Here is a 26,459-nt window from a genome sequence, read left to right as displayed (position 1 = left end):
CACACACCTTGAACCGTCGGAAAGGGTTCACCCCCTGTTCCGCCAGCGAGCGCCGGCACATGCCGGCGCTTGCCATTTGCGCGCCATGTTCGGCGCGACTTGAGGATAAGAACATGAATCAGATGAACCCGGCTTTCGTGATGCCGGACGTCCAGAGCTCCGTCGACACCCGTCAAATTCCGATCCAGCGTGTGGGCGTGAAAGGCGTGCGCCATCCACTCACGGTGAAGACGGGCGCGGGCGACGTCCAGCCGAGCGTCGGCACCTGGAATCTCGACGTTCATCTGCCCGCAGACCAGAAGGGCACGCACATGTCGCGCTTCGTGGCGCTGCTCGAAGAGAACAAGACGCCGCTCGAACCGGCGACGTTCCGGGCGATGCTGGACGCGATGCTGGTGAAGCTCGAATCGCAGGCGGGCCGCATCGAAGTGTCGTTCCCGTACTTCGTGAAGAAGGTCGCGCCGGTGTCGGGCGTGGAAAGCCTGCTGGACTACGAGGTCACGCTCACGGGCGACACGCGCGACGGCGTCACGCGACTGTTCCTCAAGGTGCTGGTGCCGGTGACGAGCCTGTGCCCGTGCTCGAAGAAGATTTCGCAGTACGGCGCGCACAACCAGCGCTCGCACGTGACGATGGACGTTGAGTTCCAGGGCGACCTGCCGGTGGAAGAACTCATCGTGATCGCCGAGCAGGAAGCGTCGTGCGAACTGTGGGGACTGCTCAAGCGTCCGGACGAAAAGTACGTGACGGAGCGCGCCTACGAGAACCCGAAGTTCGTGGAAGACCTCGTGCGCGACGTGGCTGTGCGCCTGAACGCCGATGCGCGCGTGATCGCGTACACGCTTGAAGCCGAAAACTTCGAGTCGATCCACAATCACAGCGCGTATGCGGTGATCGAGCATGACAAGCGTGCGAGCTAACTCTTAACGCTTGCACTGATCGATTCGATACGAGTCGATCTGCAACGGCAGCTTGCTTCGCGGCAAGCTGCCGTTTTCGTTTCTGCCGTTTTCTGCCTGCGCCGAGCCTTCTTATGGACGCGCAGCGGTGTCCGACAATTCTCTGAATTAGTGCAATGCCTGGATTGGATGCCAATCCGGAGAATTTACTTCGTCATCCGAATGTTTGCGATTTGACAATGCCGGTGCCAGCCTTCGCCGCTATAACTCCACGGCAATGCCACGTCATGACAGGTCGGTCGACAAACAGGCAAATGGCGAAGGAGACACCATGCATCTTTGCAGAAAGATCATCGGCGCTGCGGTGCTAATACTTGCGGCAGGCGGTGCCCAGGCGCAATCGAGCGTCACCCTGTACGGCGTCGCGGACGCTTTCGTTCAGTTCCTCAGTAACGGCGGCAAATCGTCCTGGTCGCAGCGCAGTGGCGGCGGCGTGCCCTCGCGTATCGGCATGAAGGGCGTGGAGGATCTGGGCGGCGGCCTGAAGGCTGTATTTACGCTGGAAAGCGGCTTCAATATCAACAACGGCACCGGCTTCAGCGATACGGGCGCGATGTTCTACCGCCAGTCGTGGGTGGGTCTCACGCACGACCGGTACGGCACGTTCTCGCTGGGGCGCCAATACCAGCCGACTTTCTGGGTGCTCTATCCGGGTGACCCGTTTCAGGCCAATGAGATGCTTTCACTGCTCTCGGCAACCGGCAGTGTCGTCGATCGCAATACCCTTGGCTTGCAGGCAAGCGGCGGGCGTTCGAGTAATTCGCTCGTGTACCGCTCGCCAAAGCTCAAGGGATTTCAGTTGCTCGCCATGTACGCGTTTCAGTCCAGCGTGACGCAGCCCGCGCCGCAGACGAACGGCAATTTGCTCGACCTCGCTGCGACCTGGACGGGCTACGGCCTGAGCGCGGGAATTGCGTATCAGTATCAGCATCCCGGCACGAAGACGCTGGCGAGCTTGCCGTCGATTCTCAACACGGTGGGCACCGAGCATTTCAACAGCTCGCTGGCGTACCAGATCGGCATTGTGAATCTTCAGTTCATCTACGGATATCACCGCGCGAAGCACGACGATTCAAGTCTGCTCGCAACGAGCCTTGGGGCCGTGCATGCGTTCAGCCTGATGCAGGCAGGCGCCACGATCCAGGCCACGCCTGCGGACTCAATCGAAATCGCCGCGCTGCAACGCGTCGTGCGTGGCGTGCACGACAACGTGTGGAGTGTGCAACTGGGCGTCGACCACAATTTCTCGAAGCGAACGTCCGTCTATGCGCGCGCGGGCTATATCAAGAACAACGGCGCGTCGACGATGAGCTGGCCCGGCGTCAGCGTGACGGCCCCGGGCACGAAGCAGGTGCTTGGAGCTGTCGGCTTGACGCAGCGTTTCTGATCGACGCCGCCTGGGTGTGTGTTACTGCGCGCCGCCTGCGAGCGACGTCAGATCCCAGCGCGGCTTCACCGTGAACGCGTAATCGTGCGTGGCCTGGTCGGGCCAGCGTTGCAGACGCAGCGCGCCGGCCAGCGCGATCATCGCGCCGTTGTCGGTGCACAGCGAAAGATCGGGGTAGTGCACTTCGAAGCCGCGCTTTTGCGCCGCCGCCGACAGTTTCTCGCGCAACTGCTTGTTCGCGCCCACGCCACCCGCCACCACGAGGCGCTTCATCTTCGTCTTCTTGAGCGCGGCCAGCGACTTCGCGGCCAGCACGTCCACGGCCGCATCGACGAAACCGCGCGCGATATCGGCCTTGCCCTGTTCGCAGATATTCGGCCCGAGCTTCTTCACATGCGTGAGCACGGCCGTTTTCAGGCCGCTGAAGCTGAAATCCAGGTCGCCCGAATGCAGCATCGGACGCGGCAGCTCGATCGCGCCAGGCGTGCCGAATTCGGCGAGGCGCGAAACCTCCGGGCCGCCCGGATAGCCGAGGCCCAGCAGCTTGGCGGTCTTGTCGAAGGCTTCGCCAGCGGCGTCATCGAGCGTCTCGCCGAGCGTCTCGTACACGCCCACGTCGGTTACGCGCATGAGCTGCGTGTGGCCGCCCGACACCAGCAGCGCGACGAACGGGAAGGGCGGCGGCGCATCCACGAGCAGCGGCGAGAGCAAATGGCCTTCGAGGTGGTGAATGCCGACGGTCGGGCGGTTCCAGGCCATCGCGAGCGCATTGGCGATGCTCGCGCCCACCAGCAGCGCGCCCGCGAGGCCGGGGCCCTGGGTGAAGGCGATGGCGTCGATGTCGCTGCGCGCGGCGCCGCTTTTCGCGAGCACTTCTTCGAGCAGCGGCAGCGCGCGGCGGATATGGTCGCGCGAGGCCAGTTCGGGCACGACGCCGCCGTATTCGCGGTGCATGGCGATCTGCGAATGCAGCGCGTGCGCGAGCAGTCCGCGCTCGCTGTCGTAGAGCGCGAGGCCAGTTTCGTCGCAGGAGCTTTCGATGCCGAGAACAAGCATGGTGTGGCGTGCAACGGCGCCCGCTGAGCCGGAAAACAAGGCTGGCCGGGACAAAAACCGTCGCTAAATCAAAGTGAAAGGGAAGCCTGCAAGTATATCAGTGCACGTGAAAGCCGGTTGAAGCCGACTGGCGCGCGAACGACGCAGCCGGTCACCGGGCGTGGCGCACGGGTAAAATGCGCGCCATGGAATCTTTTGACATCGCCGTGATCGGCGCAGGGGCCGCCGGCATGATGTGCGCGGCGGTGGCGGGCCAGCAGGGCCGCCGCGTTGCGCTGATCGACCACGCACCGCGCCTCGCGGAAAAAATCCGCATTTCGGGCGGCGGACGCTGCAATTTCACGAATCTGCACGCCAGTCCTGCCAACTACCTCTCGAACAACCCGCATTTCTGCCGCTCGGCGCTCGCGCGCTACACGCCGCGCGATTTCATGGCGCTGCTGCGCCAGCATCGCGTGACCTGGCACGAGAAGCACAAGGGCCAACTGTTCTGCGACCAGTCGAGCGAGGCGATCATCGACGTCCTGCGCACCGAATGCGACGCCGGCAAGGTTGCATGGCGTCGCCCGCTGCCGGTCGACGAGGTGGCGCACGCGGACGGTGCGGGCTTCACGCTCGGCACGCCGCAAGGGTCGATCCGCGCGAAGGCGCTCGTGATCGCCACGGGCGGCCTGTCGATCCCGAAGATCGGCGCGACGGATTTCGCCTATCGCGTCGCCAAGCAGTTCGGCCACAAGCTGATCGATATGCGTCCCGCACTGGTGCCGCTGACTTTCGCGGCGCAGGAATGGGAGCCGTATGTACCGCTGTCGGGCGTCTCGCTCGACGTCCATGTCGCGACCGGCGAACGCAAGACCGGCGGCGCTTTCGACGAAGACCTGCTGTTCACGCATCGCGGCCTGTCCGGCCCGGGCGTGCTGCAGATATCGAGCTACTGGCAGCCGGGCCAGCCGATCCGCGTGAACCTGCTGCCGGATCGCGACGCCACTGGAGCGCTGATCGAAGCCAAAGGTACGACGAAACGCCAGATCGGCAACCTGCTCGCCGAGTGGGTGCCCGCGCGCCTCGCGCACGCGTGGCTGGAAACGCATGGCGTGCCGCTCGATGCGCGACTCGCCGACCTGCCGGACAAGACCCTGCGCCGTATCGGCGAGGGGCTTTCGCAGTGGGCCCTGACGCCAACGGGCACCGAAGGCTACAAGAAGGCCGAAGTCACGCGCGGGGGCGTGGATACGCGCGAACTGTCGTCGGCGACGATGATGAGCCAGCGCGTGCCGGGCCTCTATTTCGTGGGTGAAGCGGTGGACGTGACGGGCTGGCTCGGCGGCTACAACTTCCAGTGGGCGTGGGCGTCGGGCGTCGCTGCGGGTGAGGCCGCGGCCGAATTCACGCTGAACAGCGGCGCTTGATCGTCCCGGTCTGCCGCCTTCTGACGCACGCTGCGCAATCCTTCCGTCTCGCTTGACGCCCGTCATAGCTGGCTGGGCAGCCGGGGTTCACGCTTTCGAGTTCTTCCATTCAGGCGAGAACCACAACGTGAACCAGAACGTGAACCAGAACGTGAACCAGAACGACGGGAGAAGCCCGCGCACCACACCGATGCGGCGCATCATGATCGCTGTCGACGATTCGAACGCCTCGCGTCAGGCATTGCGCTTCGCCGCGCGCGTGACGCCGCCCGACGCCGAGGTGCGAATCGTCTGTGCGGCGGGACAGCCGGGTGCCTGGGCGGCGGGCGGCGCCTTCACCGCCGGTGACGCATGGATCACCGACACCATCGCCGCCGCGCGCAAAGGCCTGCACGCCGAGGCGGAACTCACGCTGGAACAGGCGATGGCGGCGTTCAAGGGCCGCTGCGCGACGGTCGAAGGGCTGGTGGTCGGTCGGGGCGGCGAAAGCGGCGCGGTCGTACAGGCAGTGAGCGCCGCCGCGCGCGACTGGAGCGCCGATCTGCTGGTCGTCGGTGCGCGTCATCGCGGGCGTGTGAAGCGCTGGGTGGACGGCTCGGTGTCGGGCGCGCTGGCGGTCAGCGCGCCGTGTCCGTTGCTCGTCGTTCCCGACGAATATGAAGGCGGCGAATATGAAGCCGACGATGTGCCGGGCCTCGCGCGCGTGGCGCTGGCGACGGACGGTAGCGCGCCTTCGACCCAGGCCATCGATGCGGCCATGCGCCTGATCGCGCCGCCAACGGCGTTGCGCGCGGTCTACGTGGTCGATCGCAGCGGCGTGGCAGCCGATCCGGTGCCGGGTTCCGCGCTGGAGGAGGCGCTTGCCGCTCAGGGCCGCAAGGCGCTGGCCGCCGCCGTCGAACGGCTCGCACCCGGCGGCTGCGTCACGGAAGCGGCGCTCGTTGCGACCGCCCTGATTCGCGACGACGTCGCGCACGCGGTGTTGCGCGACGCTCAGGCCTGGAGAGCCGATCTCGTGGTGCTCGGCACGCATGGACGCCGGGGCGTGGCCCGCTGGCTGCTCGGCAGCGTGGCGCAGCGCGCGGTGGAAATCACGCATGTGCCGTTGCTGCTGGTCGGCCCTTCGGAAGCCTGACATCAGGCGCTGCGCGCAACCTCCGCATCACACCAAACCCCGCTTCGGATAAGGCCGCGAGCGGGGCGGCCAGGATTGGGGTTTTCCTTCCTGCGGCCTCACTATGCGCAAGCATGGATTTGCTATACTGGCTCCCTTTACCCCAGATCCGTTATTGGAAAATGACGACCATCCGCGTAAAAGAAAACGAACCCTTTGAAGTGGCCATGCGCCGCTTCAAGCGCACGATCGAAAAGAACGGCCTGCTGACCGAACTTCGTGCGCGTGAGTTTTACGAAAAGCCCACGGCTGAACGCAAACGCAAGAAGGCAGCGGCGGTCAAGCGCCACTTCAAGCGTATTCGCAGCCAGACGCTGCCAAAGAAGATGTACTGATTTCGGCGCCGCCGTGGTTTTCCAGCTTTATTCGCGGAAATCCCTCGGCAGCGCAAAACAGCCGGCAGTCTGTGCGCCGCGCTGTCTCTCTGGTGTGGTCGCAACCAGTCGAACCCGCACCGACCCGCCTGGAAACGCTTCCAGGCGGGTTTTTGCATTCCTGCGATGCTTCGGTGTAAATCGGGTTCGAAGTTCTGGCTGGCGGCCGCGCTGCCCGGCAAGTCCGGGATTGTGCAAACCCCAACGCATTTCAGGTGAGTGATGAGCCTCAAAGACCGGATCAACGACGACATGAAGGCCGCGATGCGCGCCCGCGAAAGCGAGCGCCTCGCCACGATTCGTCTGCTGCTCGCCGCCATCAAGCAACGTGAAGTCGACGAGCGCGTGACGCTCGACGACGCTGGCATCACGGCGGTCATCGACAAGATGATCAAGCAGCGCAAGGATTCGATCAGCCAGTTCGAAGCGGCTGCCCGCGCCGACCTCGTCGAAAAGGAACAGGCCGAACTGGCCGTGCTGGCGACCTACATGCCCGAGCAGCTTTCGGACGCGGAAATCGCCGCCGAAGTCCAGGCAGCGGTGGCCGAGGTGGGCGCCGCTGGCCCGCAGGACATGGGCAAGGTCATGGGCGTGCTCAAGCCGAAGCTGGCTGGCCGCGCCGACATGACGGCCGTCTCCGGCCTCGTCAAGGCCGCGCTCACGAAGTAAGGGCCATCGCGGGCTCCCTGTGCTGCCATCAACGGCGGCGCGAGGAGCTTGCGGCGGGCGCGTGCGAGCGCGCCTGGCCCACCAGAAAGAACTGAGCGACCGAGCCCGATGATTCCGCATTCGTTCCTGCAGGATCTGCTTAACCGCGTCGATATCGTCGACGTGGTGGGACGCTTCGTGCAGCTCAAGAAGGGCGGCGCGAACTTCATGGGCCTGTGCCCGTTCCACAACGAGAAAAGCCCTTCCTTTACCGTTAGTCCAACGAAGCAGTTCTATCACTGCTTTGGCTGCGGCGCGCATGGTACGGCCATCGGCTTTCTCATGGAGCACGCAGGCCTGTCGTTCCCCGAAGCCGTCAACGACCTCGCGCAGTCGGTCGGCCTGACCGTGCCGCAAGAGCCGTCGCCCGTGCGCGGTGGCTTTGGCGGGCGTGGCGGGCAAGGCGAGGGAGGCGGCGGTTACGCGCCAGGCGTCTCGAAGGCCGTTTCCAACGCGTTGTCCGACGTCATGCAGACCGCCTGCGACTATTACCGCAAGCAGTTGCGCAGCGCGCCCAATGCAATCCAGTACCTCAAAAAACGCGGCCTGACCGGCGAAATCGCGGCCCGTTTCGGCCTCGGCTATTCGCCCGACGGGTGGCAGAACCTCGAATCCGCATTCGAGGACTATCGCGACGATTCGCTCGTCGAATCGGGACTCGTGATCGTCAGCGAAAAGCAGGACGCACAGGGCCAGGCGCGCCGTTACGACCGCTTCCGCGACCGCGTGATGTTCCCGATCCGCAACGTCAAGGGTCAGGTGATCGGCTTCGGCGGCCGCGTGCTGGACGGCGGCGAGCCCAAGTATTTGAATTCCCCCGAAACGCCGCTATTTAACAAGGGTAGCGAACTGTACGGGCTGTTCGAGGCGCGTCTGGCGATCCGCGAACAGCATTACGTGCTGGTGGTGGAGGGGTACATGGACGTGGTGGCGCTCGCGCAGCTCGGCTTCCAGAACGCCGTGGCGACGCTGGGCACGGCCTGCACGCCGATCCACGTCCAGAAGCTGATGCGTCAGACCGATACGGTGATCTTCAGCTTCGACGGCGACTCGGCGGGCCGCCGCGCCGCGCGGCGCGCGCTGGACGCCTGCCTGCCGCACGCGGCGGACAACCGCACGATCCGGTTCCTGTTCCTGCCGGCCGAGCACGACCCGGACAGCTACGTGCGCGAATTCGGCACGGAAGCCTTCAAGGAACAGGTCGAGCGCGCCATGCCGCTCTCGCAGTTCATGCTCAACGAAGTGATGGCGGGCAAGGAGCTGGATCAGCCCGAAGGCCGCGCCCGGGCGCTGTTCGACGCCAAGCCGCTGCTGCAGGCGTTGCCGGCCAACGCCCTGCGCGCGCAGATCATGCACATGATCGCGGATCGTCTGGACGTGCCGTTCGAGGAAGTGGCGGGGCTGTGCGAGGTCGACTCCCGCATTGCCCAGGCTGCGCGCCAGGCGCCCGCCCGCAAGGACCGGCACCTGGTGACCGGGATCGAGCGCAAGGCGTTGCGCAACCTTGTGATGCATCCGCGCATCGTGGCGCAACTCGACGAGGAAGCCGAACAGGCGCTCATCACGCTCACGCGGCATGGCGAACTGTTCGAGGAAGTGACCACACACGCCCGTGCGCTGGGCGATGCAGCCGAATTCCAGCTGCTGTCGGATCTGTTGAGAAATGGGGCCAACGCCCCCACCTTCGAGGAGATTTTTCGGGAAATTCTGGACTATGATGAAAACGTTCGGGATTTGCTGATGAAAAATCCAGAAGATGGCGCCGTGCTGGAGGAGCGCCGCGAGCAGGAACGGCTCGTGAGCGAGGAATTGACGGCGGCAATCCTGAAAATGCGTTTCGACGCCTGTAGCGAACGCCTGGAGGTGCTTTCGCGGCAGTCGCGGCATACGCCCGAGGAACTGGCCGAATACGTTAAATTGAATCAGGCGCGGGCTGACATGAAGCGTCAGCTCGGGCTGTAGGGGGAGGATCGCGCTCGGGCAATTATTACCGAGCGTGCTAAAATCGAAGGTTTTCAGCGGTTTGTTTTTGTTGTTTTTGTTTTTTCCGGGCGGGCAGCTCAAGTATCACTCGGAGGTCGTTTCGCCGGGTGATGCCGCAAGGTGTCCAGTTTCCAGCATGGGGCGGAATGGCAATGGCAAAGACTACAGGCGGAAAGAAGGCGGCAGGCGATAGCTCGACGGAGCAGACCGACACGGTCACAGACGCCACACCCGCTTCTTCCACCCGTCCCCGTCGCAAGACGGCGACCGCCAGTCATGAAGTTCCCGCAGTCCCGAAGAAAACCCGGACTGTTTCGGCCGCGCGAGCGGCGCCCACGCGTGCGGCGAAGGCTGTCACGCATCCGGCAACGAAGCGGTCCGGTGGTCCGAGTAGTGCAAGGCAAGTGCCTGCCGTTGCGGACGATGCGGCAGAGCGCGAGGCTCCAGTATCCACGGTTCAAGAGGCTGTTGTCCAACAGCCGCGAGTCGAGACTACAGCCGGTACGGCGAACTCCATGACGAAAAAGCTGAATGAAGTGTCCGTCGATGACGACGCGAACCAGAGCGAAGAAAGCACGCCCGCTGCTGCCGCCAAGGGTGAGAAAACCACCCGTGCGCGCGACCGGCGAGCGAAAGAGAAGGCGCTGCTGAAAGACGCATTCGCCTCCTCGCAGCCCGGGACCGTCGAAGAACTCGAAGAGCGCCGCAACAAGCTGCGCGCGCTCATCAAGCTTGGCAAGGAGCGCGGCTACCTCACCTACGCCGAAATCAACGATCACCTTCCGGATAACTTCACCGAAACCGAGGCGATCGAAGGCATCATCAGCACGTTCAACGACATGGGCGTCGCCGTCTACGAACAGGCGCCCGATGCTGAAACGCTGCTGCTCAACGACAACGCCCCCAACGCCTCTTCCGACGACGAAGTCGAGGAAGAAGCCGAAGTCGCGCTGTCCACCGTCGATTCCGAATTCGGCCGCACGACCGACCCGGTGCGTATGTACATGCGCGAAATGGGCACGGTCGAGCTGCTCACGCGCGAGGGCGAAATCGAAATCGCCAAGCGCATCGAAGACGGCCTCATGCACATGGTCATGGCCATTTCGGCCTGCCCGACCACCATCGCCGATATTCTCGCCATGGCCGAACGCGTCGCTAACGACGAGATTCGCGTGGACGAGCTCGTCGATGGCCTGATCGATCCGAACGCAGAAGACACCGACGGCTTCAACGCCAAGGAAGCGGAAGAGATCGAGAACGAGGACGAAAACACCGAAGAGGAAGAAGAGGAAGAGGGCGAAGAAGAGGAGGACGACGGCACGGCGCAGGCGACGGCCAATGCGGCGCAGCTCGAAGCCCTCAAGCGCTCTGCGCTCGAAAAATTCGCGCTCATCAGCGAATGGTTCGACAAGATGCGCCGCGCGTTCGAAAAGGAAGGCTACAAGTCGAAGGCCTACCTGAAGGCGCAGGAAACGATCCAGACCGAGCTGATGTCGATTCGCTTCACGGCGCGCACGGTCGAGCGTCTGTGCGACACGCTGCGCGCGCAGGTCGACGAAGTGCGCCAGGTCGAGCGCCAGATCCTGCATACGGTCGTGGACAAGTGCGGCATGCCGCGCTCGGAGTTCATCACGCGCTTCCCCGGCAACGAAACCGATCTGGACTGGGCCGACAAGGTCGTCGCGGAAAGCCATTCGTACAGCGCGATCCTCTCGCGCAATGTGCCGGCGATCCGCGAACAGCAGCAGCGTCTGCTCGATTTGCAGGCGCGTGTGGTGCTGCCGCTCAAGGATCTCAAGGAAACCAACCGCCAGATGGCGGCTGGCGAGCTGAAGGCGCGTCAGGCCAAGCGCGAGATGACCGAGGCCAACCTGCGTCTCGTGATTTCGATTGCGAAGAAGTACACGAATCGCGGCTTGCAGTTCCTCGACCTGATCCAGGAAGGCAATATCGGCCTGATGAAGGCGGTGGACAAGTTCGAATATCGTCGCGGCTACAAGTTCTCGACCTACGCGACGTGGTGGATCCGTCAGGCCATCACGCGCTCGATCGCCGACCAGGCGCGCACGATCCGCATTCCGGTTCACATGATCGAGACGATCAACAAGATGAACCGCATTTCGCGGCAGATTTTGCAGGAAACCGGTCTTGAGCCGGATCCGGCAACGCTGGCCGAGAAAATGGAAATGCCGGAGGACAAGATCCGCAAGATCATGAAGATCGCGAAGGAGCCGATCTCCATGGAAACGCCGATCGGCGACGACGACGACTCGCATCTGGGCGACTTCATCGAGGACAACAACACGGTGGCGCCGGCCGACGCCGCGCTGCACGCCTCGATGCGCGATGTCGTGAAGGACGTGCTCGATTCGCTCACGCCGCGCGAGGCCAAGGTGCTGCGTATGCGCTTCGGTATCGAGATGAGCACCGATCACACGCTGGAAGAAGTGGGCAAGCAGTTCGACGTGACGCGCGAGCGGATTCGCCAGATCGAGGCCAAGGCGCTGCGCAAGCTGCGTCACCCCAGCCGTTCGGACAAGCTCAAGTCCTTCCTGGAAGGCAATTAATCGCAAGCAAATGCGTGTGATGGATGGCCAGGCCGGCCCAGTTTCGTGTAGTATGTCGGCCTGCCGTCGGAAAGCCCGGCTCTGCTTCAGACCGGGCTTTTTTGTTGGCGCTTCCTCGTTTTAGCTTCGTGGGCCGGACGCCGTGTTGGTTGCAGGCAGCGGACTCATAATCCGCCGGAGAAATCCCGTCGTCGGTTCGAACCCGACCCGGCCCACCAGTTTCTCGTTTCTCCCAAGTCACTGGATGTTGTCCTGTCCGGCTTTCTTGTTGCGTCAATTGCTTCGGATCACGAAGCATTGTTCTAGATATCTCCCTCGCTTGCGCGCGGCGCACGCCCAGTCCAGCGCCGGAACGCATGGCGAAAGCTGCGCGGCTCGCTATAGCCCAGCCGCTCGGCGATGGCCGCGACCGTCAGCGCATCGTCGTCGAGTAGTTGAATCGCCGCGTGATGGCGCACCTCGTCCAGCAGCGCCTGAAACGACAGCCCATCTTTTTCCAGCCGCCTGCGTAACGTGCGCTCAGTCATATGCAGCGCGCTGGCCAGCGCCGTCATCGACTTGAAGCGCGCCAGGTCGCGTCTCATCAACTCCTTCGCGCGGTCGGCGAACCGCGTGCCAATCGACGCGGCCCATTCGCGCTCTAGCACTTCGCACTGACGATGCAGCGCGTTGAAACTCACCTCGTTGGCAAGGCGGGGCGTTTCCATGCCGCTCACCGCCGTGAACACGAGCGCGTCCTCGCCCGCATTGAAACGCACGCGGCAGCCGTAGTGTTGCGCGTATTCGGCCGCGTAGCGCGGCGTGCGGCGCGCCAGTTGAACCTCTGAAGGCCACACGGGCCGCCCGACCAGATCGGAGACGATCAGGCGCAGGCTCGACAGGCACATATCGGCCTGATAGGTCTCGATATCGGGCTCGCCGTTATAGCGGCCGATCGACACTGTCATTCCCGCCGAAGTCGCACGCGCACGCACGTCGAAGTACAGCCCCATGAACAAGGGGAACTGGCTCATGCAACTGAACGCCTGCATCACCGACCCACTGATCAGCATGGCGTAACCCGCGAGACCCAGCGTCGACACATGCAGCCGGCCACCGATGGCCAGCCCAATCGACGGACTGCCGCTGTGATGAAGAAGGTTGCGGAAGCAACGTTGTTCCTGGTTGCGGTTCACATGAATCGTGGGCGAAGCGACTTCGCGTGCTTCGAGTCCGGTGCCTTCGAGCAGCGCGGCATCGTCGATATGGCGCACGCGACATTCATCGAGCGCGGCTGCAATTGCATGGACAGTCGCCGGAATATCTTCTTGGCGTCCGATTGGATCCTCCAGGCCGAGCGACGATCGCAAGCGTCGTTCGGCGGTGCTTTGGCTATGGCGGGATTCGTCTTTCATGAACATGCACCTGCATATGGCATGACGCAAACATATCGGGAATGCGCGCCTTGCGCCAGTGCACGAGCGCTGCGATGAATGGCGCGAGCGGGATTTTCCGGGCCCGACATGGCGAGTGTGTCCGAAAATATCCCCGTATAACGTCCTCTTTTCTCATTCGTTGCCGACTTTTTGTCGTACCACACTCTCTCCTGAGCCACGACAGGAGACGAACCGTGCAAGAAGAAGTCAGTCATGCAGCAAGCAATACGCGAACGCGTCGGCTAGGCCTGTTCACGCTGGTAGTCTTCGGCGTCGCCTACATGCTGCCGATGACGGTGTTTACCACCTATGGCCTCGTCAGCAGCCAGACCAACGGGCACCTCGCCGCCGCTTATGCAGTCACGCTGGTCGCGATGCTGTTCACGGCATGCAGCTACGGGCACATGGCGCGCCTGATGCCGAGCGCGGGCTCCGCCTACACGTTCGCGACGCGCAATTTCGGCACATCGGCGGGCTTTATGGTCGGCTGGTCGCTGTTGCTCGATTACCTTTTCATTCCGATGATCAGTTACCTGGTGATCGGCGTGTACATGAAGCAGATTTTCCCGGCGGTGCCGGCGGCCGTCTGGGTCGTGGCGAGCATCGCCATCGTCACCGGATTGAACGTCTTCGGCATCAAACTTGTGAGCCGCGTGAACCTGGTGCTGATTGCGAGCCAGATGGTGTTCATCGCGGTGTTCCTGGTCGCCGCTTCGCGGCTGGCGGTTGCACACGATATGCCGGTGTCGTTCGCGCTGCCCCATGCGGGCAGCGCGAGCGCGATCTTCGCAGGCTCGGCCATTCTGTGCCTCTCGTTTCTGGGCTTCGACGCCGTCTCCACGCTCTCCGAGGAAACACGCGATCCGCGCCGCACGGTGCCGCGCGCGATCCTGCTCTGCACGCTGGCAAGCGGCGTGCTGTTCTTCCTCGTCGCCTTTGTCGGGCAAGTCGTCTATCCGGATTGGCATACGTTCAAGGATCTCGATTCCGCGAGTCTCGAACTCATGCAGCGTGTGGGCGGCAACACGCTGTCCGCGTTCTTCGTGGCCGTCTACGTCGCAGGCTGTTTTGCGAGCGCGATGGCGGGGCAGGCGAGCGTGACGCGCGTGCTGTTCGCCATGGGACGCGATCAGGTGCTGCCCGAGCGCGTGTTCGGACATTTGCATGCGCGCCTGGGCACGCCGGTGCGTGCGACGCTCGTGGTCGGCGCGCTGTCGTTTTCCGCGCTGTTCATCACGCTCGATCTGGCGTCCACGATGATCAGTTTTGGCGCGCTGGTCGCCTTCGCGGGCGTGAACCTGTGCGTGATGCGCAGCTATCTCACGCGGCGTGAAAACCGTCATTTTTCAGGCTGGATCAAATTCGGCGCAATGCCGGCAATCGGCTTCGCCATGAATGTATGGCTCTGGTCGGGGCTGTCGCGGCAGACGTTTTATGTGGGCGTGGGCTGGCTCGTGGTCGGGCTTTGCCAGCTCGTGTGGTTGACGCGCGGCTTCACGCGCCCGGCGCCGACGCTCACGATCAGTTGAGGCTAGCGGCGATTATTCGAGCAAACATTTTGTAGAACTCATGAACAAGGAGAGAGGCGATGAGCGATAAGCGCAACCAAATGGATTTGCAGGAACTCGGCAAGCGGCACCTGCTGATGCACTTCACGCACGCTGACGCATACGGCGACAAAGACCTGACGGTCTTCGACCGCGGTGAGGGTTGCTGGCTGATCGACCAGAACGGCAAGCGCTATTTTGACGCGCTGGCGGGCCTGTACTGCGTGCAGGTGGGCTACAGCCACGGCGCCGAGATTGGCGACGCCGTGCGCGAGCAGATGGTGCGCCTGCCGTTCGCAACCAACTGGGGCAATGGACATGAAAGCTCGATCCGGCTCGCGCATAAGCTCGCGGCGCTCGCACCGGAAGGGTTGAACCGCGTGTTCTTCACGTCGAGCGGCTCGGAGTCGAACGAATCGGCGATCAAGCTCGTGCGCCAGTACCACCAGGCACGCGGCGAGCCGCAGCGGCGCAAGTTCATCGCGCGCCGCGTGGCCTATCACGGCACCTCGTTCGGCGCGCTCGCGCTCAACGGCATGACGAACTTCCGCAAGCATTTCGAGCCGCTGATGGCAGGCGTGCGCCATGTCAACAACACGAAGCGCTATGGCCGCCCGGTCGGCGAAACCGAGGCGCAGTTCACGCGCTTCCTGCTGGACGAGATCGAATCGCTGATCGTTCAGGAAGGCCCGGATACGGTCGCCGCCATCGTCATCGAGCCGCTCCAGAACGCTGGCGGCAGCCTCACGCCGCCCGCAGGTTACGCAGAAGGCCTGCGCGAGATCTGCGACCGTCATGGCGTGCTGCTTGTCGCCGATGAAGTGATCTGCGGCTTTGGCCGTCTCGGCGAATATTTCGGCTCGAAGCGCTACGGGCTGAAGCCGGATGTCCTCACGTTCGCGAAGGGCATTGCATCGGGCTACGTGCCGCTTGGCGGCGTGATCGCGAGCGATGCAGTCGTCGATACCGTGCTCAAGGGCCCGCAGCAGATGTTCCTGCACGGTGCGACCTATGGCGGCCATCCGGTCGCGTGCACGGCTGCGCTCGCGAACCTGGCGATCATCGAACGCGAGGGCGTGATCGACAACGTGCGCGAAAACCAGCGTTATTTCCGCACCTCGCTCGATGCGTTGCTCGAATTGCCGTGCGTCGGCGACGTGCGCGGCGACGGCTATCACTACTCGCTCGAACTCGTATCGGACAGAGAGGCGCGTCGCTGGACAGCGGCGATGAGCGCACAGACGTTCGTCTCGACCGTGCTGGCTCCCGCGCTGTTCGAGGCGGGCCTGTTGTGCCGCGCGGGTGTCGATCACGAAGGCACGCCCATCTTGCAGTTCTCGCCGCCGCTCGTGATGACGCGCGACGAAATCACATGGTTCGTCGCGCAGATTCGCGACATCCTCGCCGCCGCCTATGCGCGTGCGATCTGAGGGAGATTGCGCAATGCGAATGACACGGCAAAGCTTTATCGCGGGCGAATGGCTCGACCCGGAGCGTGCGCAGGCAATCGACGTCATCGATCCGTCCAATGAGCATCCCTATGCACAACTGAAGATCGGTACGGAAGTCGACGTCGATCGTGCAGTGCGCGCAGCAAAACAGGCGTTCGACACGTTTTCGCGCTGGAGCGTCGAGCAGCGCGTGGCGCTGCTGGAACGCATCCTGGCGATCTATCAGCGCCGCTATGAAGAAGTCGCGCAAACCATCAGCCAGGAGATGGGCGCGCCCATCGCGTTCGCGCGCGCGATGCAGGCCGCTGTGGGCACCGCGCATCTGGAACAGACGATTCGCGCGCTCAAGACGTTCCCGTTCAGCAAACAGACCGATTCGATGCTGGTTTCGCACGAGCCGATAGGCGTGTGTGCGCTGATTACACCGTGGAACTGGCCGATCAACCAGATCGTCTGCAAGGTCGCGCCCGCGCTCGCGGCGGGCTGCACGATGGTGCTCAAGCCCAGCGAAGTCGCGCCGTTCAGCGGCATCCTGTTCGCGGAGATTCTCGACGAAGCGGGCGTGCCACCGGGCGTGTTCAATCTCGTGCATGGCTATGGGCACGTGGTGGGCGACGCGCTGTCGCGGCATCCCGATGTCGACATGGTGTCGTTCACGGGATCGACGCGCGCGGGCATCGAAGTCGCCAAAGCCGCCGCCGATACCGTCAAGCGCGTGCATCAGGAACTGGGCAGCAAGAGCCCGAACCTGATCCTGCCCGACGCCGATATCGCGCGCGCCGTGACGCTTGGCGCGCGCAGTTGCTTCAGCAATAGCGGGCAGTCCTGCAATGCGCCCACGCGCATGCTCGTGCACGTGGATCACCTGGCGATGGCCGTGCAGGCCGCCCGCGCCGAAGCGCAGCGCACGGTCGTGGGCGATCCGCGTTCGACGGAGACGGGCATCGGGCCGGTCGTCAGCCGCGTGCAGTTCGATCGCATCCAGCACCTGATCGGACAGGGCATCGAGGAGGGCGCGACGCTCGTGGCAGGCGGACTGGGTCGGCCGGAAGGATTGCGCGAAGGGTTCTACGTGCGGCCCACGGTGTTTTCCGATGTGCAGCCGCACATGACGATCGCACGCGAGGAAATCTTCGGGCCGGTGCTGTCGATCCTGACCTACCGCAGCGAAGAAGAAGCGATCGCGCTCGCCAACGATTCGGTCTATGGCCTGGCGGGCTACGTGCAGTCCACCGACCTGGAGCATGCGCGTCGTGTCGCGGCGCGCCTGCGGGTCGGCAACGTGCATATCAACTATCCGGCCTGGAATCCGGCCGCGCCGTTTGGCGGCTTCAAGCGCTCGGGCAACGGGCGCGAGTACGCGGAGTTCGGCCTCGTCGAATACCTGGAGATCAAGGGCACGACGGGTTACGCATAACCGGTTCGTTCGGTTTCGCCGCTGCTGTTCAAAGGCCCGGGCAATCCGGGCTTTTTTGTCTGCGTCACCCATCCACCTCAAATCCCTCTGGGTTTTCCCCGACTCTCTTGAGACACGTATTTTTGATAATGTTATAAACATAACAAAATGTGTTCCGATGATCTCACGCGATGAGATATTCAAGACAGATAAAGGAAGCAGACCGTGGATCTAAGGAGGAGACCGTGGCGAACCGCTCCGGAGGCAGCAACCCTATGCCGTGTCGCCGTAGCCGCACTCGCACTGACGGCGGCGCAAACGCGCGCCGACACGCTGGCCGAAACCGGCGGCACGCCGCCTGAACTGAACACGTCGGCCACGTCAGCCGTGAGCGCCGCGCAGCCCGCGCCGCGCTACCTGTCGGACTGGCTGCACCAGAGCCTCGGCGTGATTGGCTCGAAGAACATTCGCTTCGGCCCGTATCGCACCAACGACGTGTACCTGGAATACGAATACTTCGGCCGCAAAGGGCCGTTCGATCTCTACGGCTACGTCGACATGCCGCGCGCCTTCGGCGTGGGCAATGGCTACGACACGGGCATCACCAACAAAGGCTCGCCGCTCTTCTCGGAGCAGGAGCCGCGCGTTTCCATCGACGATCTGCTGGGCAAGCACCTGGGATTCGGGCCGTTCAAGGAGTGGTACGCCGCGTTCGACTGGATCTACGACCAGGGGCACAACGTCTCGGGCCGCCAGAACACGCTCTATATGGGCCTCGGCACCGATATCGCCACGCCGCTGCCGGTCTATCTGTCGGCGAACCTCTACGTGCGCCGCCAGTGGGAAAACTACGGCGCGGCCAATGCGAACAGCTGGGACGGCTACCGCGCGCAGATGAAACTGGTCTATCCGATCGGCGTCTACAGCGGCGGCAACCTCACGTTCGTGAGCTTTTTCAACTACGACTTCGGCTCGCGCCTGGCCGAAGAAACCGGCGGCAACACGCGCAGCGACACCGCTTTTGTCTCGACCAACGTGTTGATCTACGAGTTCAAACACTGGCGCTTCTGGACCGCGGCGCGCTATTTCCACAACGGCGGACAGTGGAATGGCAGCACGCTGAATTTTGGCAGTGGAACCTTCCAGAACCGCTCGACCGGCTGGGGCTATTACGCCAGCGTCGGGTACCGGTTTTAAAGCGGTTTTAAAGCGGGTTCTGAAGCAGGTTCTAAAACAACGCCTCCATTCCTCAAGGATTCGATATGGATATCCTGCGCAGTCTATGCGGCATTCTGGTGCTGCTGGTGTTTGGCTACTGTCTGTCGATGAACCGCAGCGCGGTGCGCCCGCGTACGGTGTTCGCGGCGCTGGCGACGCAAATCGTGATCGGCGCACTCGTGCTGTTCGTGCCGATGGGCCGCCACGTGCTGGCGCTCACCGCCAACGCCGTGAACGGCGTGCTCGAAATGGGGCAGCACGGGCTGACCTTCCTGTTCGGCGGCCTCGTCGGCGACAAGATGTTCGCGCTGTTCGGCGCGGACGGCTTCGCCTTTGGCCTGCGTGTGCTGCCGATGATCATTTTCGTGACATCGCTGATCGCCGTGCTGTATTACCTCGGCGTGATGAAGTGGATCATCGCGATCATCGGCACGGTGCTTTCGAAGCTGCTGGGCGTGAGCCGCGCCGAGGGCTGTTCGGCGGTCGCGACCATTTTCCTCGGCCAGAGCGAAATGCCCGCGTTCGTGAAGCCATTCGTGCGCCGTCTGACCGGGCCCGAGATTTTCGCGGTGATGTCGAGCGGCATGGCGTCGGTGGCCGGGTCGGTGCTGGCGGGTTACGCAGGGCTCGGCGTGAAGATGGAATATCTGCTGGCCGCCTCGTTCATGGCGATTCCCGGCGGCCTGCTGTTCGGCAAGATGATGTGCCCGTCGGTCGAGACCACGCATATCGATATCGGCGCGCTCGAATTCGACGAGAAGCGCGCCACCAGCGTGATCGAGGCCGGCGCCTCGGGCGCGAGCGTGGGCATGAAGATCGCGGTGAACGTGGGCACGATGCTGGTGGCCTTCATCGGCCTGATCGCGCTGCTCAATGCAGGCGTGGGCGTCGTGGCGGGCTGGCTCGGGTTCGCGCACGTCACGCTGCAATCCTTGCTGGGCGCGCTCTTTGCACCGCTCGCGTGGATGATCGGCGTACCGTGGCAGGATTCGGTGGTGGCCGGCAACTTCATCGGCCAGAAGCTGATTCTCAACGAGTTTGTCGCGTATAGCGGGCTGTCGCCGTACTTGCAGGACAGCGCGCACGTCGTGGCGGCGGGGCTGCCGCTGCTCACGCCCAAGACCATCGCGATCGTCTCGTTCGCGCTGTGCGGTTTCGCCAATTTTTCGTCGATTGCGATCCTGACCGGCGGCTTCACCGCCGTTGCGCCGGAACTGCGCGGCGACGTCGCGCGCTTCGGCCTGCGCGCGCTCGCTGCCGCGACGCTCTCGAATCTCATGAGCGCAACGATCGCCGGACTGTTTTTCTCTCTTTCCTGATGGGTTTTTCATGGAACAGGCACTGACACGCAACCAGCTCGCCGAGCGCGCATTGCAGGCGTTGCATCTCATCGATCTCACGTCGCTCAACGACGACGACACCGACGCGTCGATCGAAGCGCTGGCCGCGTCGGCGAATACGCCCGTCGGCACGCCCGCCGCGTTGTGCGTGTACCCGCGCTTCGTGGGCACGGCGCGCGCGGCGTTGACGGCGCAAGGTCTTGCGCTGCCGATCGCGACCGTCACGAATTTCCCGGCAGGCGCAGCCGACCCTGAAGCGGCGGCGCGCGAAACCGCCGCCGCCGTCGCACTGGGCGCCGACGAAGTCGACGTGGTGTTTCCTTATCGCGCGCTGCTTGCGGGCGATGCGCAGGTGGGCCGCGAACTGGTCGCGCAATGCCGCGTGGCGGCGGCCGACAAGTGCCTCAAGGTGATCCTGGAAACGGGCGAACTGCGCGACACGGCGCTGATCCGTCGCGCGAGCGAAATCGCCATCGACGCGGGCGCGGACTTCATCAAGACCTCGACGGGCAAGGTGCCGGTCAACGCCACGCTCGACGCGGCGGCGGCGATGCTCGCGGCGATCCGCGAGGCCGGGCGCACGGTCGGCTTCAAGGCGGCGGGCGGCGTGCGCACGGCGCAGGAGGCGGCCGCATATCTCGCGCTGGCCGAGCGCGAACTGGGCGTCGGCTACACGGTGCCCGCCAAGTTCCGTTTTGGCGCGTCGGGCCTGCTCGGCAGCCTGCTCGCCACGCTGGGTCACGGCAAGGATGCGAAGCGTCCGGCCGTCTATTGACCGCACATTAGAACGCACATTATTTGGAGAACAAACAATGTTTCTGCCCCAGGAATTCGTGCGCAAGGTGCGCGACCGCCAACCGCTCGACAAGCAGGAAATCGCGCAATTCGTCGAAGGCGTGACGAGCGGCCACGTGACCGAAGGCCAGATCGCGGCCTTTGCGATGGCGGTCTACTTCAACGAATTGCCGATTGACGCGCGTGTGGCGCTCACGCTTGCGCAGCGCGATTCCGGCGACGTGCTCGACTGGCGCGCGCTCGACCTGAACGGCCCGGTCGTGGACAAGCACTCGACGGGCGGTGTCGGCGACCTGACTTCGCTGCTGCTCGGGCCGATGGTCGCCGCGTGCGGCGGCTATGTGCCGATGATCTCGGGGCGCGGCCTCGGCCACACGGGCGGCACGCTCGACAAGTTCGAATCCATTCCGGGCTACAACGTCGCGCCCGACACCGACCTGTTCCGCCGCGTGGTGAAGGACGTGGGCGTGGCGATCATCGGCCAGACCGCGCGCCTCGCGCCCGCCGACAAGCGCATTTACGCGGTGCGCGACGTCACGGCCACGGTCGAATCGGTGTCGATGATCACGGCGTCGATTCTCTCGAAGAAGTTGTCGGCGGGCCTCGCCGGCCTGGCGATGGACGTGAAGGTGGGCTCGGGCGCGTTCATGCCGACTTACGAAAAGTCGGTCGAACTGGCGCGCAGCATCGTCGATGTCGGCAACGGCGCGGGCATGAAGACGACGGCCACGCTCACCGACATGAGCCAGTCGCTTGCGCCCTGCGCGGGCAACGCGCTGGAAGTGGCCTGCGCGATCGACTATCTGACCGGCAAGGCGCGCCCCCAGCGCCTGCATGACGTGACGATGGCGCTGGCTGCGCAGATGCTGATTATCGGCAAGCTCGCGAAGGACGAAGCCGACGCGCACGCGCGCCTGCTCGCGGTGCTCGAATCGGGCGCGGCGGCGGAGCGTTTTGCACGCATGGTCAAGGCGCTGGGCGGCCCGGCCGACCTGCTGGAGCGCCCGCATACGTACCTCGCGCGCGCCAACGTGATCGTGCCGGTGCCCGCGCCGCGCGGCGGGGCGATTGCGCGCGTCGATGCGCGCTCGCTCGGCATCGCCGTGGTGGGGCTGGGCGGCGGGCGCATGAAGACGACCGATACGCTCGATTATTCGGTGGGCCTGTCCGGACTGGTCGAACTGGGCGAACGTGTGGAGGCGGGCCAGCCGCTCGCCGTCGTGCATGCGCAGAACGAGGATGCCGCAAAGCGTGCCGTAAGCGAAGTGCAGCGCGCCTATGTGATCGCCGATTCGGTGGATGCACTTCCGCCCGTGATTCACGCACTGCTCGATTGAGCGCGGGAGACCTGCATGCGCGCAATCGTATTGGTGCTGGACTCGCTGGGCATTGGCGCGGCGCCTGACGCCGAGCGCTTCAACGACACCGGCTCGAACACGTTCGGCCACATCGCGCAGCGCTGCGCGCAAGGCGAATGCGATACCGCCGAACGCAGCGGCCCGCTCAAGGTGCCGAATCTCGAACGCCACGGCCTCGCGCTCGCGAGCCAGCTGGCGACGGGCGCGCTGCCCGCGGGCATGACGGCGCAGCCTGCTTTGCTGGGCGCCTATGGCGCGGCCTGCGAGGTCTCGTCGGGCAAGGACACGCCTTCGGGGCACTGGGAACTGGCGGGCGTGCCGGTGCGCTTCGACTGGGGCTATTTCTCGCAGCCCACGCAGACGTTTCCGCCCGAACTGCTCGACGTGCTCGTGCGCCGCGCGGGCCTGCCGGGCTATCTTGGCGATTGCCACGCGTCGGGCACGGAAATCATCACGGCGCTAGGCGAGGAGCACCTCGCGACCGGCAAGCCGATCTTCTACACCTCCGCCGATTCGGTGTTCCAGATTGCCTGTCACGAGGCAAGCTTCGGGCTGGAGCGGCTTTACGCACTCTGCGAGATCGCCCGCGAGGAAGTCGACCGCTACAACATCTGCCGCGTGATCGCGCGGCCGTTCACGGGCACGAGCCGCGCCGATTTCAAGCGGACTGGCAATCGCCGCGACCTGGCCGTGCCGCCGCCCGCGCCGACCGTGCTCGAAAAGCTCGCGCAGGCGGGCGGCGAAGTGATCGCCATTGGCAAGATTTCGGACATCTATGCGGGCGTGGGCGTGACGCAAAAGATCAAGGCCGATGGGCTCGACGCGTTGTGGCGCGCGACGCTCGACGCGGTGCGCGACGCCCCCGAATCGAGCCTCGTGATGACGAACCTGGTCGACTTCGACCAGCTTTATGGACATCGCCGCAATGTGGCGGGTTATGCGACGGAGCTTGAGCGCTTCGACGCCTTGTTGCCGCAGCTTTACCCGCTCATGCGCGAGGACGACGTGCTGGTGCTCACCGCCGACCACGGCTGCGATCCCACCTGGCCCGGCTCCGATCACACGCGCGAACACGTGCCGCTGCTCGCCTATGGCGCACGCGTGGCGCCGCAGAGCCTGGGCGTGCGCGGCTCGTTCGCGGATCTCGGCCAGAGTCTGGCGAACTGGTATGGACTGGAACCGTTTGCCGATGGTGTCGCGTTCCTGAACCGCACCTGAACCGCACCTGAACCGATTATCGAAGAGGACAAGGACAATGGAAGCACAGACACTGATCGATGCCGCCAAAGCCGCGCGCGAAAAAGCGTATGCGCCGTACTCGCGCTTCAAGGTAGGAGCTGCGCTGCACACGAAAGACGGCAAGGTCTTTCACGGCTGCAACGTGGAAAATGCCTCGTACGGCTTGTGCAATTGCGCGGAACGCACGGCGTTTTTCTCGGCGATTGCGGCGGGTTATCGGCCTGGCGACTTTGCGACGATCGCCGTGGTCGCTGAAACCGATGGCCCGGTCGCGCCGTGCGGCGCATGCCGCCAGGTGATGATCGAACTGGGCACGCCCGCGCTGGAAGTGATACTGGTGAATCTCAAGGGCGACGTGCGCGTGACCAGCGCGGACGCCTTGCTGCCTGAAGCGTTTTATCTGAAGCCTGCAGAATGAGGCTTTAAGGCGCGAATGCGCCAGGGTGGCGCGCTCGCGCCACCTCTTTAAACCGCACGCTCGCGCAGCGTCTGGCCGTTCTCGGTGATGATCGAATCGAACTCGCCGATCTGCGAGAAACGCGCCGCCTTCACCACGCCGAACTTGCTGCTGTCGACGACCAGGTGCCGCTCCACGGCGCTTTGCATCGCTGCCTGCTTGATGGCCACTTCGTGAAAATTCCAGCAGGTCACACCGCGCGTTTCATCCACGCCGCCCGCCGAAATAAACGCCTTGTTGATGCCCATGCGCCGCAGGATATCGAGCGTTTCATCGGCAGAAAACGAATCGGACGCCGGCATGTAAAGACCGCCTAGCAACATCATCCGCACGTTGGGCTTGCGGCGCAGGATCTCCGCGACGTTGAGCGAATAGCACACCACAGTCACTTGCAGGTCGGCTGGGATCAGGCGTGCGAGTGTGGTCAGCGTCGTGCCGCAATCGACGAATAGCGTGTCGTTATCGGCGATCAGTTTCGCTGCGATGGCAGAGGCTTCCGACTTGGCCTGCGCGAAGTGATCCTTTTCCTGTTCGAGCGAGTAACCCGTGCCGCCTTGCACGTCGGTCGCGCTGACGATATAGCCGCGCAAATAGGTGAACTGCTCGGGGCTGGCGGCGATGTCGCGCCGTACCGTCATTTCCGACACGCCCAGCAGCGCGGCTGCATCGCGCAGATGCACGACCTTGTGTTGAGCGATGGCATCGGCAAGTGCGGAAAGACGTTCAGATTTCAGCATGGAAGTCCTGAGGGACCGAATGCGGCGCAGTGCGCGTTTAAGACTTTAGGATGAAAGGATTATAACAAGAGCAGCGGCTCTGGCCGGGGCCGTTTGTGTAGTGCCGCACATTCGTGCGGAAATGAAGCGCCAATAGATCAGGATGGCGAAATATTGCATCGGCGTGAATTGTTGACTGGCAGTCAAGACACCCTGGACGGCGAAGCAGTTTTTACCGGGCCCTGAAGCAGGCACGCTGCGCGTTCGCAATGACATCAGGGACGCCGCCATGCGCGCGCAGATTGCCGAAGATGAAAACGACGAAGGCGCCTGCTCGCCATCGCTGGCGCTCGCCATGATGCATATGCAGGTCGACCTGGCGCAGAGCCTGCGCATCGACGATCTCGCGGCGCGCGTGCAACTGTCGCGTGCCTATTTCATCAGGGCATTCAAGCGCGCGACGGGCCAGACGCCGCATCAGTGGCGGCTGTTCGAACGCGTGCGCGCGGCGCAGTGCGACCTGGCGCGCGCCGAACTCAGCCCCGCGCAGATCGCGCTGAAATACGGCTTTTCGGATCAGGCGCATTTCACGCGCGTTTTCAAGCGGCTGGTGGGGGTGCCGCCCGCTAGCTGGCGGGCGCATGGTGCGATTCAATCAACAGCGAGCCGTCGCAACACGACATCGAGCAAAACACGCGCACCGTCGATCAGCTGAGCGTCGTCGGTATGCTCGCGCGGGTTGTGGCTGATGCCGCCCTGGCTTGGCACAAAAATCATCGCAGCAGGCGCAATACGCGCCATCATCTGCGCGTCATGGCCCGCACCCGACGTCATGCGCCGATGCGAAAACCCTAGCGCTTGCGCCGACGCTTCGATGGTCGCCGCAATGCTCGAATCGAATACCACTGGCTCGAAACGTACGAGTCGTTCCGTGGCGATGCGCACGCCTTCCTGTTGCGCGATCTGCTTGAGAAACGCCGCAAGCTTGCGCTCCGCGTCTTGCAGGCGTTGCTCGTCGGGATCGCGCAAATCCACCGTGAAAACCGCCTTGCGCGGAATCACGTTGATGACGTTCGGCTCGATGCGCAGCATCCCCACCGTCGCAAGCGTTGTCCCGGACGCCACCGCCAGCTCGCGCAAAAACGTGAGCGTCGCAGCGGCCACCCAGCCCGCGTCGTGGCGCAGATGCGTGGGCGTCGTGCCCGCGTGATTGGCGTTGCCTTGCACCGTGATTTGCTGCCACGAAATGCCCTGAAGGTTTTCCACCACGCCAATCTGGATCTGTTCGGCTTCGAGTATCGGGCCTTGCTCGATGTGCAGTTCGACATATTCATGCGGCACGATGGCGCCCGGTTCCAGATCGCCTGCGTAGCCGATACGCGCAAGCTCGTCGCCCAGGCGCGTGCCGTCGATGCCGATGGTCGCGAGCGCTTCATCCACGCCAAGACCGCCCGCATACACGAGGGAGCCCATCATGTCGGGCTGGTAGCGCACGCCTTCCTCATTGGTGAACGCGCCAATGGTGATCGAGCGGCCCGGCTTCACGCCTGCTTCGCGAAACGCGCGCGCGACCGCGAGTGCGGCCAGCACGCCATAACAACCGTCGAGCGCGCCCGCGTTCTTGACGGTGTCGATGTGCGAACCCATCATCAGCGGGCGGTGCGTGCCATCGCCGTGATCGGCTTGCGCGCGCAGCGTGCCGAACAGATTGCCGATGCGGTCGACACGCACGTCGAGATCGAGTTCGCGCATCCATGCCGCCACCTGGTCGCGGCCCGCGCGTTCGGCATCGGTGAGTGCGATGCGGGTGCGTCCGCCCGCTTCGGCGTCCGCGCCGATTTCGCCAAGTTGCTGAAGTTGCCGGATCAGGCGCGCGCCGTCGATGCGCAAGGTCGTATCGGTAGTCATCT

At 63.9% G+C, this 26,459-nt stretch carries 22 protein-coding genes and 1 tRNA gene; 19 read left to right on the top strand and 4 right to left on the bottom strand.

Translation table 11 applies throughout. From position 1 onward, the window contains the following. The first annotated feature begins 113 nt into the window (after positions 1 to 113). Positions 114 to 920 (top strand): GTP cyclohydrolase FolE2, encoded by an 807-nt coding sequence (gene folE2 / locus BBA01S_RS26585; RefSeq protein WP_027819100.1) that lies wholly within the window; start codon positions 114 to 116, stop codon positions 918 to 920. Between the two features lie 310 nt (positions 921 to 1,230). Continuing rightward, positions 1,231 to 2,346, top strand: coding sequence for a porin (locus BBA01S_RS26580; protein WP_027819099.1), 1,116 nt, complete (start codon positions 1,231 to 1,233; stop codon positions 2,344 to 2,346). A gap of 21 nt (positions 2,347 to 2,367) precedes the next feature. Here the strand turns inward: BBA01S_RS26580 and tsaD are convergent, their stop codons facing one another. Beyond that, on the bottom strand, positions 2,368 to 3,402 hold the full coding sequence (gene tsaD / locus BBA01S_RS26575; protein WP_027819098.1) for a tRNA (adenosine(37)-N6)-threonylcarbamoyltransferase complex transferase subunit TsaD: 1,035 nt from the start codon (positions 3,400 to 3,402) through the stop codon (positions 2,368 to 2,370). Positions 3,403 to 3,587: 185 nt separating this feature from the next. On the opposite strand from tsaD, the gene BBA01S_RS26570 reads away from it, so the two are divergent. From BBA01S_RS26570 to BBA01S_RS26540, 7 genes are all read left to right on the top strand, one after another. Further along, on the top strand, positions 3,588 to 4,811 hold the full coding sequence (locus BBA01S_RS26570) for a BaiN/RdsA family NAD(P)/FAD-dependent oxidoreductase (RefSeq protein WP_027819097.1): 1,224 nt from the start codon (positions 3,588 to 3,590) through the stop codon (positions 4,809 to 4,811). A 127-nt stretch (positions 4,812 to 4,938) separates the two neighbouring features. Continuing rightward, a complete protein-coding gene (locus BBA01S_RS26565; RefSeq protein WP_084162563.1) occupies positions 4,939 to 5,946 on the top strand; it encodes a universal stress protein in 1,008 nt (335 codons plus the stop codon). 161 nt (positions 5,947 to 6,107) lie between these two features. Further along, positions 6,108 to 6,320: a 30S ribosomal protein S21 gene (rpsU, locus tag BBA01S_RS26560; RefSeq protein WP_027819095.1), complete on the top strand. Its 213-nt coding sequence runs from the start codon at positions 6,108 to 6,110 to the stop codon at positions 6,318 to 6,320. A 261-nt stretch (positions 6,321 to 6,581) separates the two neighbouring features. Next, positions 6,582 to 7,028, top strand: a complete 447-nt coding sequence (locus tag BBA01S_RS26555) for a GatB/YqeY domain-containing protein (RefSeq protein WP_027819094.1) — start codon at positions 6,582 to 6,584, stop codon at positions 7,026 to 7,028. 108 nt (positions 7,029 to 7,136) lie between these two features. Continuing rightward, positions 7,137 to 9,029 carry a DNA primase gene (gene dnaG, locus BBA01S_RS26550; protein ID WP_027819093.1) on the top strand — a complete coding sequence of 631 codons (1,893 nt, stop codon included), beginning with the start codon at positions 7,137 to 7,139 and terminating at the stop codon, positions 9,027 to 9,029. A 173-nt stretch (positions 9,030 to 9,202) separates the two neighbouring features. Beyond that, entirely contained in the window at positions 9,203 to 11,617 is a 2,415-nt protein-coding gene (gene rpoD / locus BBA01S_RS26545; protein ID WP_084162562.1) for an RNA polymerase sigma factor RpoD, read from the top strand. Positions 11,618 to 11,747: 130 nt separating this feature from the next. Next, a tRNA-Ile gene (locus tag BBA01S_RS26540) sits at positions 11,748 to 11,835 on the top strand. A gap of 84 nt (positions 11,836 to 11,919) precedes the next feature. Here the strand turns inward: BBA01S_RS26540 and BBA01S_RS26535 are convergent. Next, positions 11,920 to 13,011: an AraC family transcriptional regulator gene (locus BBA01S_RS26535; RefSeq protein ID WP_027819091.1), complete on the bottom strand. Its 1,092-nt coding sequence runs from the start codon at positions 13,009 to 13,011 to the stop codon at positions 11,920 to 11,922. A gap of 215 nt (positions 13,012 to 13,226) precedes the next feature. Between BBA01S_RS26535 and BBA01S_RS26530 the strand changes: the two genes are divergently transcribed. From BBA01S_RS26530 to cdd, 9 genes are all read left to right on the top strand, one after another. Next, entirely contained in the window at positions 13,227 to 14,561 is a 1,335-nt protein-coding gene (locus tag BBA01S_RS26530) for an APC family permease (RefSeq protein WP_027819090.1), read from the top strand. A gap of 59 nt (positions 14,562 to 14,620) precedes the next feature. After that, the gene (locus BBA01S_RS26525) at positions 14,621 to 16,009 is read left to right on the top strand and encodes an aspartate aminotransferase family protein (protein WP_027819089.1); all 1,389 of its coding nucleotides are present in this window, start codon (positions 14,621 to 14,623) and stop codon (positions 16,007 to 16,009) included. A 13-nt stretch (positions 16,010 to 16,022) separates the two neighbouring features. Next, on the top strand, positions 16,023 to 17,447 hold the full coding sequence (locus BBA01S_RS26520) for an aldehyde dehydrogenase family protein (RefSeq protein WP_027819088.1): 1,425 nt from the start codon (positions 16,023 to 16,025) through the stop codon (positions 17,445 to 17,447). Between the two features lie 204 nt (positions 17,448 to 17,651). Beyond that, positions 17,652 to 18,623 (top strand): nucleoside-specific channel-forming protein Tsx, encoded by a 972-nt coding sequence (locus BBA01S_RS26515; protein WP_052391905.1) that lies wholly within the window; start codon positions 17,652 to 17,654, stop codon positions 18,621 to 18,623. 65 nt (positions 18,624 to 18,688) lie between these two features. After that, positions 18,689 to 19,963: a NupC/NupG family nucleoside CNT transporter gene (locus BBA01S_RS26510; protein WP_027819086.1), complete on the top strand. Its 1,275-nt coding sequence runs from the start codon at positions 18,689 to 18,691 to the stop codon at positions 19,961 to 19,963. Positions 19,964 to 19,973: 10 nt separating this feature from the next. After that, positions 19,974 to 20,759: a deoxyribose-phosphate aldolase gene (gene deoC, locus BBA01S_RS26505; protein ID WP_027819085.1), complete on the top strand. Its 786-nt coding sequence runs from the start codon at positions 19,974 to 19,976 to the stop codon at positions 20,757 to 20,759. Positions 20,760 to 20,796: 37 nt separating this feature from the next. Next, complete coding sequence (gene deoA, locus BBA01S_RS26500; RefSeq protein ID WP_027819084.1) at positions 20,797 to 22,116, top strand: thymidine phosphorylase; 1,320 nt, start codon at positions 20,797 to 20,799, stop codon at positions 22,114 to 22,116. A gap of 15 nt (positions 22,117 to 22,131) precedes the next feature. After that, a complete protein-coding gene (locus BBA01S_RS26495) occupies positions 22,132 to 23,355 on the top strand; it encodes a phosphopentomutase (protein ID WP_027819083.1) in 1,224 nt (407 codons plus the stop codon). 37 nt (positions 23,356 to 23,392) lie between these two features. Further along, positions 23,393 to 23,794, top strand: coding sequence for a cytidine deaminase (gene cdd / locus BBA01S_RS26490; RefSeq protein ID WP_027819082.1), 402 nt, complete (start codon positions 23,393 to 23,395; stop codon positions 23,792 to 23,794). Positions 23,795 to 23,841: 47 nt separating this feature from the next. Here cdd and BBA01S_RS26485 read toward each other — a convergent pair whose 3' ends face one another. Continuing rightward, on the bottom strand, positions 23,842 to 24,570 hold the full coding sequence (locus BBA01S_RS26485; protein ID WP_027819081.1) for a DeoR/GlpR family DNA-binding transcription regulator: 729 nt from the start codon (positions 24,568 to 24,570) through the stop codon (positions 23,842 to 23,844). 268 nt (positions 24,571 to 24,838) lie between these two features. Between BBA01S_RS26485 and BBA01S_RS42910 the strand changes: the two genes are divergently transcribed. Next, positions 24,839 to 25,264: a helix-turn-helix domain-containing protein gene (locus BBA01S_RS42910; RefSeq protein ID WP_052391904.1), complete on the top strand. Its 426-nt coding sequence runs from the start codon at positions 24,839 to 24,841 to the stop codon at positions 25,262 to 25,264. On the opposite strand, the gene BBA01S_RS26475 is transcribed toward BBA01S_RS42910, so the two are convergent. Then, the gene (locus BBA01S_RS26475) at positions 25,201 to 26,457 is read right to left on the bottom strand and encodes a Zn-dependent hydrolase (RefSeq protein WP_027819080.1); all 1,257 of its coding nucleotides are present in this window, start codon (positions 26,455 to 26,457) and stop codon (positions 25,201 to 25,203) included. The genes BBA01S_RS42910 and BBA01S_RS26475 overlap by 64 nt on opposite strands. Positions 26,458 to 26,459: the final 2 nt, after the last annotated feature.

The sequence above is a fragment of the Paraburkholderia bannensis NBRC 103871 genome (assembly GCF_000685015.1).
GTDB classification, from domain to species: domain Bacteria; phylum Pseudomonadota; class Gammaproteobacteria; order Burkholderiales; family Burkholderiaceae; genus Paraburkholderia; species Paraburkholderia bannensis.
Note: the sequence above shows the minus strand (reverse complement) of the source record. Positions and strands in the feature narration are given on the sequence as shown.

Excerpts from the sequence above, each read along its gene's own strand:
- deoA (WP_027819084.1), top strand. The coding sequence starts at position 20,797 with ATGTTTCTGCCCCAGGAATTCGTGCGCAAGGTGCGCGACCGCCAACCG.
- BBA01S_RS26520 (WP_027819088.1), top strand. The coding sequence starts at position 16,023 with ATGCGAATGACACGGCAAAGCTTTATCGCGGGCGAATGGCTCGACCCG.
- cdd (WP_027819082.1), top strand. The coding sequence starts at position 23,393 with ATGGAAGCACAGACACTGATCGATGCCGCCAAAGCCGCGCGCGAAAAA.
- BBA01S_RS26495 (WP_027819083.1), top strand. The coding sequence starts at position 22,132 with ATGCGCGCAATCGTATTGGTGCTGGACTCGCTGGGCATTGGCGCGGCG.
- deoC (WP_027819085.1), top strand. The coding sequence starts at position 19,974 with ATGGAACAGGCACTGACACGCAACCAGCTCGCCGAGCGCGCATTGCAG.
- BBA01S_RS26510 (WP_027819086.1), top strand. The coding sequence starts at position 18,689 with ATGGATATCCTGCGCAGTCTATGCGGCATTCTGGTGCTGCTGGTGTTT.
- rpoD (WP_084162562.1), top strand. The coding sequence starts at position 9,203 with ATGGCAAAGACTACAGGCGGAAAGAAGGCGGCAGGCGATAGCTCGACG.
- folE2 (WP_027819100.1), top strand. The coding sequence starts at position 114 with ATGAATCAGATGAACCCGGCTTTCGTGATGCCGGACGTCCAGAGCTCC.
- BBA01S_RS26580 (WP_027819099.1), top strand. The coding sequence starts at position 1,231 with ATGCATCTTTGCAGAAAGATCATCGGCGCTGCGGTGCTAATACTTGCG.
- BBA01S_RS26555 (WP_027819094.1), top strand. The coding sequence starts at position 6,582 with ATGAGCCTCAAAGACCGGATCAACGACGACATGAAGGCCGCGATGCGC.
- tsaD (WP_027819098.1), bottom strand. The coding sequence starts at position 3,402 with ATGCTTGTTCTCGGCATCGAAAGCTCCTGCGACGAAACTGGCCTCGCG.
- BBA01S_RS26535 (WP_027819091.1), bottom strand. The coding sequence starts at position 13,011 with ATGAAAGACGAATCCCGCCATAGCCAAAGCACCGCCGAACGACGCTTG.
- rpsU (WP_027819095.1), top strand. The coding sequence starts at position 6,108 with ATGACGACCATCCGCGTAAAAGAAAACGAACCCTTTGAAGTGGCCATG.
- BBA01S_RS26485 (WP_027819081.1), bottom strand. The coding sequence starts at position 24,570 with ATGCTGAAATCTGAACGTCTTTCCGCACTTGCCGATGCCATCGCTCAA.
- dnaG (WP_027819093.1), top strand. The coding sequence starts at position 7,137 with ATGATTCCGCATTCGTTCCTGCAGGATCTGCTTAACCGCGTCGATATC.
- BBA01S_RS42910 (WP_052391904.1), top strand. The coding sequence starts at position 24,839 with ATGCGCGCGCAGATTGCCGAAGATGAAAACGACGAAGGCGCCTGCTCG.
- BBA01S_RS26525 (WP_027819089.1), top strand. The coding sequence starts at position 14,621 with ATGAGCGATAAGCGCAACCAAATGGATTTGCAGGAACTCGGCAAGCGG.
- BBA01S_RS26570 (WP_027819097.1), top strand. The coding sequence starts at position 3,588 with ATGGAATCTTTTGACATCGCCGTGATCGGCGCAGGGGCCGCCGGCATG.
- BBA01S_RS26475 (WP_027819080.1), bottom strand. The coding sequence starts at position 26,457 with ATGACTACCGATACGACCTTGCGCATCGACGGCGCGCGCCTGATCCGG.